We start from the raw sequence: 7748 nt of genomic DNA on the forward strand, positions 1-7748 counted from the left end.
ATGAAAGAGATCCTGTTGCTGCGCGGGCGTCCCTCCCGCTGGCTGGAGTATGGGTTCCAGGGCCTTTCCATCCTGATGGCCCTGTTGTTCACCACGCTGGTGCTGCTGGTGGCCGGGGCGCCTCCTCTAGAGGCCTATCGCCAGGTGCTAGCGGGGGCCTTCGGCTCCCTCCGGCGCGCGGCCGACATCCTGGTGGCCTGGGTGCCCCTGATGCTGACCACCGCCGGCCTGCTGCTCACCTTCACCGCCGGGCTGTGGAACATCGGGGTCGAGGGCCAGATCATGCTAGGGGCCATCGCCACCACCGGCCTCCTGCGGGCCCTTCAGCCCACCGATCTGCCCCCCGCCCTCATCCTGGTTTTGGCGATGGCCGCGGGGATGGCCGGCGGGGCCATCTGGGCCGCCTGGGTGGGCCTCTTGAAGATCTACGGCGGGGTCCACGAGATCTTCGGAGGGCTGGGGCTGAACTTCGTGGCCACCACGCTGATCCTCTGGCTGATCTTCGGCCCCTGGAAGCGGCCGGGGATCGGCTCCATGAGCGGGACGGAGCCTTTCCCGGAGGCCCTTTGGCTGCCCACCTGGCCGGACCTGCGGCTGAGCCCCTGGGCGCTGGCGCTGGCCTTGTTGAGCGTCATCTTGGTTTACGTGCTGTTGCGCAACACCTATTTCGGCCTTCGCTTGAAAGCCATCGGGAAGAACCCGCGGGCGGCCCATCTGCTGGGGGTGCCGACGGCCCGGTATCTGTTCCTGGCGCTGATGGGCTGCGGGGCCCTGGCCGGCCTGGCGGGGGCTGTCCAGGTCACGGCCGTCTACCACCGCCTGATCCCGCCGATCTCCAGCGGCTACGGCTACCTGGGGTTGCTGGTGGCGATGCTGGCCAACTATCGGGTGACCTGGTCGGTGCCGGTGGCGTTCTTCTTCGCCGCCCTGAACATCGGCAGCATCCAGTTGCCCATCACCCTCAAACTGGACTCCACCCTCTCCGGGGTGATGCAAGGGGCGCTGGTCCTCTTCGTGTTGCTCATGCAGGGCGCCCGCGCGCGCTGGCAACCCAAACGGACCGCGGAGCCTGGCGATGACGCCTGAGTGGGTCTTCGGCTTGGCGGGTGTGCTGGCCGCCGCCGCTCCTCTGACGATCGCGGTCATCGGCGAGACTTTCTCGGAGCGGGCCGGCGTGGTGAACCTCTCGGTCAACGGCGCGATGCTGCTGGCGGCCATGGCCGCCTTCGCCGTCGCCGTGCAGACAGGAAGCCTGGTCTCCGGATTCCTGGTCGGCGCGTTGATCGGGGCGGTGATGGCCCTCGTGGTCGCCTTCGCCAGCCTGACCCTGCGGCAATCCCAGGTGGCCGTGGGCCTGGTGCTGGCCCTCCTGGGACGGGATCTGGCTTATTTCCTGGGGAACCCCTTCATGGGCGTGCCGGGGCCCCGGGTGGGCCACATCCCGATCCCCTGGCTGGCAGAGCTGCCCGTGTTGGGCCCGCTGTTCTTCCAGCAGAGCCCCCTGGTCTACATCGCTTTCCTGACCATCCTCCTCGCCTGGGTCTGGATCTTCCGGACCCGGCCGGGGTTGGTGCTGCGGGGGGTGGGGGAGCGGCCGCCCGCTGCCTTCACTCGCGGCATCCCCGTGACCCGCGTCCGCTACCGCTACGCGGTGCTGGGCGGGGCCCTCGTGGGGCTCGCTGGGGCCGCCTACACCCTCGACCTCAAGGGCGGTTGGCAGGGGCCGATCTCGGGGATCGATGGGATCGGATGGATCGTCCTCGCGATCACCATCTTCGGTGGGTGGCACCCGGTCCGCGGGGCCTTGGGGGCTTTCCTGTTCGCTCTCCTGCAATGGCTCAGCCTGGTCCTCCAGCCCCGCCTGCCGGGGATCCCTTCCCAAGTCCTGAACGTAGCCCCATTCCCCTTGATGATCTTCACCCTGCTGCTGACCAACCTGGGCAACACCGAATGGGCCCAGACCATGCTGGCCCGGCTGCCGGCGTCCAGCCGTCGGATCGCCCTCCGGATCCTGCGCAGCCTCCAGGTCTCCCCTCCGGCTGCCCTGGGGGTGGCCTTCGAAGAGGAGTGAGCGGCCCGAAGGGGCTATCATTCTTCATGGAAGCGACCTCCCGTCCGGCCGCTCCCTTCCCACGCGGGGAGAAACCTCCGGCGGGACCGTCGCGGACGGACGCGCAAGGGATGGACGATGATGCTCTACCCGGAGGCGGTGGTCCTGGTGGGCGTGGTGCGGACCCCGCGGGATTGGGCCTGGATCCAGGCCATGGGCGCGTATCGGATCCCGGCCCGGCAAGCCCCACCGCTGGTCCCCTATGTGGATTTTTTGGCCTTCTATCACACTGCCGCCTTCGGGGCGGACCGCTGGTCGGTGCGCTTCTACGCCGCCGTGCGGGGGCACGAACTGGCACGACGCCGGGATCTCCTGCCGGAGGAGCCGGATCATCCACGGGCCGGGGAGCCCTATTATCTGTTGCAACTGGGGCCGATCCAGTCTCTCCCCCGGCCGATCCGAAGCCCTCGGGGGCGCCGCTTCACGTTCTTGCTGACCACGGGGGAGCGCCTTCTGGCGGCCTCAGACCTTTCGGAGTTGACGCTGGCGGGGGGCGAGCGCCAGGTGCTTCTGCGAGCCCTTCGGGAGGCCGGCCTGGTCGTGCTCCCCGGGGGAACGGTGGCGCCGGCAGGGCGATCGGTGCCGGTGGATCTCCGCATTGTCTGCGCCCAAGGCGTCCTGGGCCTGCGGTGGTCGGATCGCCCCTCGGAGCGGCGGCTCCGGGAAGAGGCCCCGAACCTGTGGGTGATCCCCGCGGGGGCGCTCCAAGAGGACCTGCACGGGTGCCTGCGCCGGATCCTGGAGCGGGTGGGCCGTTTGGGCGGCCCGGCCAGCCCCGGCCCGCTCGAGGACTCTTGAAGACCCCGGCGCAGGAGCCCTTTGGGGAGCGCGGGGAGCGTTCGACAGCGGCCGGGCGCTCTGCGGCGGTCTTCAGGGACCGGGGGCCACGATGGGGCCGTGGGCCCCCGGTCCCATCGAAGTGCCTCGGGAAAGGATGGTTTTATACCTTCAACCGATAAACCCCGCGCCGGACCCGCTGGAACAGATCCGGGTTCTTGCGGAAGATCAGGGTGAGACGGGCCCGCTGCATCTGCTCGTCCTTCCCCGGGACCTGCAGCCCGCGCGCCAGCAGGGCCTTGCGGATCTCCTCCAGCTCCAGGCCCTGGGGATGGTTGGTCAGCACATCCACGATGGCCATCACCAGTTCCCGGGTCCGCCGGCGGCGCGGCATCGTGGTCTGACGGAACAGGCCGATCACCCCCTCCCCCAGATCCGGATACTTCTCCATCAATTCCGCGATGTCCTGAAGCAGCCGCAACTGTGCCTCCACATGGGCCCGCCGTTGCTCCAGGTCCGCCAGTTGGGACCGCAGCACTGTGATCCGGCTTTCCAGGATCTCCTTCATGGCAAAAGCCTCCGGAAGAGATTCGGATGAGGGACTCTCCCTCATGATCTCAACAATGAGTATCACAAAAGGGAAATTTTGTCAAAACCGAGAAGAAAGCCCCCAGGGCCCCGATTTTCCAGATCCCATACGCCCTGCGAAGATGAGGCTGGAGCCCCGGGCTGAATGTCGGGGGGCGAAAAGACCCCAACAGATGCGTTGGGTTTAGATCTTTCCGAAGGATCCTTTGACCCGGGCAAACGTTCGGTTTGCATCTGAGAAGGACCCAATGTTTTCCGAAGTCGTTGCGGAGGCAGATCGTGGCCTTCGAGGGATTGGGCGGAGCCGCCGATGGCGATAAACTGGAGGCTGTGGACTCCCATGGGCACATCTTTGACGGAGGTTGGCCGTGCACATCGGCCGGGTGGTCACCGCGGAGGGTCTGCGATGGGCAGTTCTCGAAGGAGATCGGGTGTTTGCCCTGCGGGGGGATCCGTTTCAGGGGGCGGTGGAGCGGGGCGAGCCGCTGGGCCCGGCGGGAGCGGCGATCTGGCGGGCGCCGTGTGTCCCTTCGAAGATCGTGGCCGTCGGCCGCAACTACATCGCCCATGCCCGCGAGCAGAACGCCGACGTGCCGCCGGAGCCGCTGATCTTTCTGAAGCCTCCCAGCGCGGTGATCGGCCCCGGGGAGCCCATCCGGCTCCCGCCCCAATCCCAGCAGGTGGAGCACGAGGCCGAACTGGCCGTGGTGATCGGGCGGCGAGGCCATCGCATCCCGGAGGATCGGGCATGGGAATACATCCTCGGGGTGACGTGCGGGAACGATGTCACGGCGCGGGACCTCCAGCGGCGGGACGGCCAATGGACCCGGAGCAAGGGCTTTGATACGTTCTGCCCGTTGGGGCCGTGGATCGTCACCCATCTCTCTCCCCAGGAGATCGCCGATCTGGAGATCCTCTGCCGGGTGAACGGGGAGGTCCGTCAGCGAGGACGGGTCCGCGAGATGGTCTTCTCGATCCCGGCGTTGATCGCCTACATCTCCGCGATCATGACGTTGGAGCCGGGGGATGTGATCCTGACAGGGACCCCCGCAGGGGTGGGCCCGCTTCGGCCCGGGGACTGGGTGGAGGTGGAGATCCCCGGGGTTGGTGTCCTAGGAAACCCGGTGGTCCCAGCGGAATGAGCCGTGTTCTTCGTTGGAGCGGAACGATGGCTCGGAGCGTGGAGCCGGCGTTCCGACAAGCGGCACGTATCTTGAACCCGCAACTGGACAGCAATTCATCAGGAGCGGGTGGGGGACAAAACAAGGACAGAGAGATAGACGCGAGCCTCCGGCCCTGCCGCGAGGGCGGGAGCTGGTCTTCTCGGCGGTCGAGGTCACCGATCCCTTGGGGGGCGGGCCCTGAGCCCTTCGGAGATCAGCGCGCTCTGCACGGCCGGGCTGGGGGGGCAGCCCAAGGGTTGGCTCCCAGGTGTAGAGGCGGCTGGGCGGGGGCGCCAGGGCCGGATATAGTGGTCCTTGCGCCCGCGGCCGGGGGCGGCCGGCGCGAGGGAGGGGGTCCGGATGCGGTGGATCATCGGGCTGACGGTGCGGGAGGCGCTGCGGCGCCGCCTGGTGGTGACAGCCTTCGGGTTGGGGGCGGCCTTCTTGGCCCTTTACGGCCTCGCCCTCGGGTGGATCCACCGGGAGATAGTCCGCCATGGGACGCCGGACCCTCGGATGGGGGTCGAACTGGTCGGCTTCTTCGCGCTGGCCGCCCTGTATGTGGTCCATCTGATGAGCGTGATGGCGGCAGCGGTGGGGACAGTGAACACGCTGTCGGGGGAGATCGCCTCGGGGGTGATCCTGGCGGTGGCTGCCCGGCCCCTGGCCCGCTGGCAGATCCTGCTGGGGAAGGGGATCGGCCACGCCCTTTGGTTGCTGCTGTACACCCTCGGGCTCGGCGGTGGCGTCCTGGGCCTGACGACGGCGATCACCGGGTGGGCCCCGGCGGGATGGGCGCGGGGGCTGGCCCTGCTGGCCCTGGGGGCGCTGGTCCCCCTGGCGCTCTCGCTGTGGGGCGGCGCTGGACTCTCCACCCTCGCCAACGGCGCGCTGGTGCTGGGCCTGTATGGGGTGGCTTTCGTCGGCGGCTGGGCGGAGCAGATCGGAGGGCTGGCCGGGGCGCCGGCGGTGGTGGACCTGGGGATCCTGGCCTCGCTGCTGATGCCGGCCGAGGCGATGTGGCGCCGCGCGGCTTACGAGCTGCAAAGCCCCATGGCCCGGCTGAGCGGGCTCACGCCTTTCACGGCCTCCAGCATCCCCAACGACCGCATGATCCTCTACGCCATCGCCTACATTGCCATCCTGCTCCTGGCCGCCGTCCGCCGTTTTGAGCGACGGGATCTGTGAGGAGCTCTCACGACCAGCACGGCCCGATGTGGAGTTCGACCTCCAGGGGGACAGCGAGGGGGTAGGCCGTCCGCATGGCCTCGGCCACCAGCCCCTGCACCGTGTTCACTTCCTCTTCCGGCACCTCGAAGACCAGCTCGTCGTGGACCTGCATGATCATACGGGTCCGCAGCCCTTGTTCCTGCAGGGCCCGGTCGATGCGGATCATGGCCAGTTTGAGGATGTCGGCGGCGCTGCCTTGGATGGGGGCGTTGATGGCCTCGCGCTCGGCGGCCCGGCGCACGGCCTCCGGCACCCGGCGCGGCAGCCCCTCCCCGCCGGCCGGCTTCAGCTCGGGGAAGTAGCGGCGGCGCCCGAGCAGGGTCTCCACATAGCCCTGGCGGGCCGCCCGGGCCTTGATGGCCTCGATGTAGGCCCGCACCCGCGGGAAGGCGGTGAAATATTGCGCGATGAACCGCTCCGCCTCGCGGCGAGAGATCCCCAGTTGCTGGGCCAGGCCGTGGGCGCTCATGCCGTAGATCAGTCCGTAGTTGATGCGCTTGGCGAAGTTCCGCTGTTCCTCCGTCACCTGCTCGGGGGGGATCCCGAAGGCCCGGGCGGCGGTGGCCCGATGGATGTCCTCCCCGGCCTGGAAGGCGGCGATCAGCCCGGGGTCCCGGGTGATGTGGGCCAGGATGCGCAGTTCGATCTGGGAGTAGTCGGCGGAGAGGAGGAACGACCCCGGCGGGGCGATGAAGGCCCGGCGGATCTGTTTGCCCAGCTCGGTGCGGATGGGGATGTTCTGGATGTTGGGGTCGCTGGCCGAGATACGCCCGGTCACCGTCCCCGTCTGATGATAGGTGGGGTGGATGCGCCCGGTGGCGGGGTGGATCATGCGCGGGAGGGCGTCGATATAGGTGCTCTTCAGTTTGGCCAGTTGCCGGTATTCCAGGATGAGGTCGATCACCGGGTGGGCGCCCCGCAACCCCTCCAGCACCTCGCTGGCGGTGGAGTACATCCCCGTCCCGGTCCGCGGCACGTTGGCCCGGGGCAACTGTAGTTTGCCGAACAGGGCATCCGAGAGTTGGCGCGGGGAATCCAGATTGAAGGCGTAGCCCACCCACCGGTAGATCTCCTGGGCCAGGGCCTGGATGCGCTGTTCGAACTCCTTCGACATCTGCTGGAGCAGTGCCACATCGATGAGGATGCCGGCCAGCTCCATGCGGACCAGCACGGGGATGAGGGGGATCTCCACCTGGGCGAAGAGGTCCCACAGGCCCTGGCGGCGCAGTTCCTCCTCCTGAGCGCGGGCGATGCGCAGGGTGAGGTCGGCATCGGCGGCGGCATAGGGGGCCGCGGCGGAGATCGGGACGTCGGCGAAGGAGCGTTGGCCCTTGCCTTTCCCGATCAACTGCTCGATGGTGGTCATCTCCACCCCCAGCCGCAGCCAGGCCAGGTGCTTGAGGCTCAGGCCGTGGGCGGTGGGGTTCAACAGCCACTCGGCCACCATGGTGTCGAAGGCCAGGCCCTGCACCATCACCCCATGGCGGGCCAGGACCAGCATGTCGTATTTGGCGTGGTGGGCGACCTTGGGGCGCCCGGGATCGGCGAGGAAGGGTCGGAGGGCGTCCAGGACCCGGGGGAGGGGCAGTTGCGGGGAGCCGTCCCGATGGCCCACCGGGACGTAGTAGCCGCGCCCGTCCTCGATGGCGAAGGCAAGCCCCACCGGGTTGGCCCACATCGGGGCCAGGGTGTCTGTCTCCACGTCGAAGGCAAAGCGGGGGGCCCGGGCCAGGGCCTCCTGCAGGGCAGCCAGGCCGGCCTCGTCGGTCACCACCGTGGCCTCGGTGGGGCGGGGCAGGCCCTCGGCGCGCAGGGGCGGCATCGCGATGGGCCGGGTCACCGCCGGCCCCAAGGGCGCCGGGAAGAGCATCGGCTGGCTC

Annotated in this window: 7 protein-coding genes; 5 read left to right on the forward strand and 2 right to left on the reverse strand. The window is 68.8% G+C overall.

Translation table 11 applies throughout. The features are described 5' to 3' along the window. From C4313_RS06675 to C4313_RS06685, 3 genes are all read left to right on the forward strand, one after another. A complete protein-coding gene (locus C4313_RS06675; RefSeq protein WP_352429090.1) occupies positions 1 to 1086 on the forward strand; it encodes an ABC transporter permease in 1086 nt (361 codons plus the stop codon). Beyond that, positions 1076 to 2071, forward strand: coding sequence for an ABC transporter permease (locus tag C4313_RS06680; RefSeq protein WP_352429091.1), 996 nt, complete (start codon positions 1076 to 1078; stop codon positions 2069 to 2071). Before C4313_RS06675 ends, C4313_RS06680 begins: the two co-directional genes overlap by 11 nt. Positions 2072 to 2188: 117 nt before the next feature. After that, entirely contained in the window at positions 2189 to 2908 is a 720-nt protein-coding gene (locus C4313_RS06685; RefSeq protein WP_352429092.1) for a DUF8743 domain-containing protein, read from the forward strand. Positions 2909 to 3050: 142 nt separating this feature from the next. On the opposite strand, the gene C4313_RS06690 is transcribed toward C4313_RS06685, so the two are convergent. After that, on the reverse strand, positions 3051 to 3455 hold the full coding sequence (locus C4313_RS06690) for a hypothetical protein (protein ID WP_352429093.1): 405 nt from the start codon (positions 3453 to 3455) through the stop codon (positions 3051 to 3053). Between the two features lie 388 nt (positions 3456 to 3843). Between C4313_RS06690 and C4313_RS06695 the strand changes: the two genes are divergently transcribed. Beyond that, a complete protein-coding gene (locus C4313_RS06695; protein WP_352429094.1) occupies positions 3844 to 4617 on the forward strand; it encodes a fumarylacetoacetate hydrolase family protein in 774 nt (257 codons plus the stop codon). Between the two features lie 381 nt (positions 4618 to 4998). Beyond that, positions 4999 to 5826: an ABC transporter permease subunit gene (locus tag C4313_RS06700; RefSeq protein ID WP_352429095.1), complete on the forward strand. Its 828-nt coding sequence runs from the start codon at positions 4999 to 5001 to the stop codon at positions 5824 to 5826. Between the two features lie 7 nt (positions 5827 to 5833). On the opposite strand, the gene polA is transcribed toward C4313_RS06700, so the two are convergent. Beyond that, a partial coding sequence (gene polA, locus C4313_RS06705; RefSeq protein WP_352429096.1) for a DNA polymerase I occupies positions 5834 to 7748 on the reverse strand: 1915 nt, incomplete at its 5' end.

Origin of the sequence: Thermoflexus sp., from assembly GCF_040289485.1 — a bacterium.
Classification (GTDB): domain Bacteria; phylum Chloroflexota; class Anaerolineae; order Thermoflexales; family Thermoflexaceae; genus Thermoflexus.

What these genes read in the sequence shown, in the direction of transcription:
- C4313_RS06675 (WP_352429090.1), top strand. Translation starts at nt 1, where the DNA reads ATGAAAGAGATCCTGTTGCTGCGCGGGCGTCCCTCCCGCTGGCTGGAG.
- C4313_RS06680 (WP_352429091.1), top strand. Translation starts at nt 1,076, where the DNA reads ATGACGCCTGAGTGGGTCTTCGGCTTGGCGGGTGTGCTGGCCGCCGCC.
- C4313_RS06685 (WP_352429092.1), top strand. Translation starts at nt 2,189, where the DNA reads ATGATGCTCTACCCGGAGGCGGTGGTCCTGGTGGGCGTGGTGCGGACC.
- C4313_RS06690 (WP_352429093.1), bottom strand. Translation starts at nt 3,455, where the DNA reads ATGAAGGAGATCCTGGAAAGCCGGATCACAGTGCTGCGGTCCCAACTG.
- C4313_RS06700 (WP_352429095.1), top strand. Translation starts at nt 4,999, where the DNA reads ATGCGGTGGATCATCGGGCTGACGGTGCGGGAGGCGCTGCGGCGCCGC.